Origin of the sequence: Teichococcus deserti (genome assembly GCF_001982615.1) — a bacterium.
Classification (GTDB): domain Bacteria; phylum Pseudomonadota; class Alphaproteobacteria; order Acetobacterales; family Acetobacteraceae; genus Pseudoroseomonas; species Pseudoroseomonas deserti.
This window is the reverse complement of the sequence record NZ_MLCO01000588.1, coordinates 1-550: the sequence shown is the minus strand read 5'-3', so window position 1 is coordinate 550 and position 550 is coordinate 1. Positions and strand designations below refer to the sequence as shown.

General features: G+C 76.0%; 1 protein-coding gene. It reads left to right on the top strand.

What is annotated here, in order from left to right:
- A partial coding sequence (locus BKE38_RS30225) for a segregation and condensation protein A (protein ID WP_076960722.1) occupies positions 1 to 535 on the top strand: 535 nt, incomplete at its 5' end.
- Positions 536 to 550: the final 15 nt, after the last annotated feature.

The following is a 550-nucleotide window of genomic DNA, read 5'->3' as shown; positions in this document are numbered from 1 at the left end:
GCAGGAGGAGGAGGATGCCGAGGCCCTGGCCGGCCAGCTGGCCGAGCGCCTGGCCGAGCTGGAGCGCATGCGCGAGGCCGCCCGCTGGCTCGGCACCCGCCCGCAGCTGGGGCAGGAGGTGCTGGAGCGCGGCGACCCCGAAAGCCTGGTGCGGCAGGAGCAGGGCGCGCTGAACGCCGAGCTGCCGGCGCTGCTGCGCGCCTATGTCGACGCGCTGCGCCGGTCGAATGCGCGCCGCCCCTACCGGCCGAAGCCGAGGAAACTGTGGACGGTGCAGGAGGCGCTGGACCGGCTGGCGCGCCTCGTCGGCCACCTGCCGGAATGGGGCGAGCTGCAGCGCTTCCTGCCCGAGACCCTGCTCGACCCGGTCGAGCGCCGCGCTGCCCTGGCCGCGACCCTGATCGCCGGCTTGGAGATGGCGCGCGGCGGCGGTATCGAATTGCGCCAGGAGGCCGCCTTCGGCCCGATCCTGCTGCGCCGCCGCCCCGGTGAGGCGGCCGAGGAGCCCGAGACCGCGCATGACGCTGCCGCCTGACCCGCAGCCCGAGAC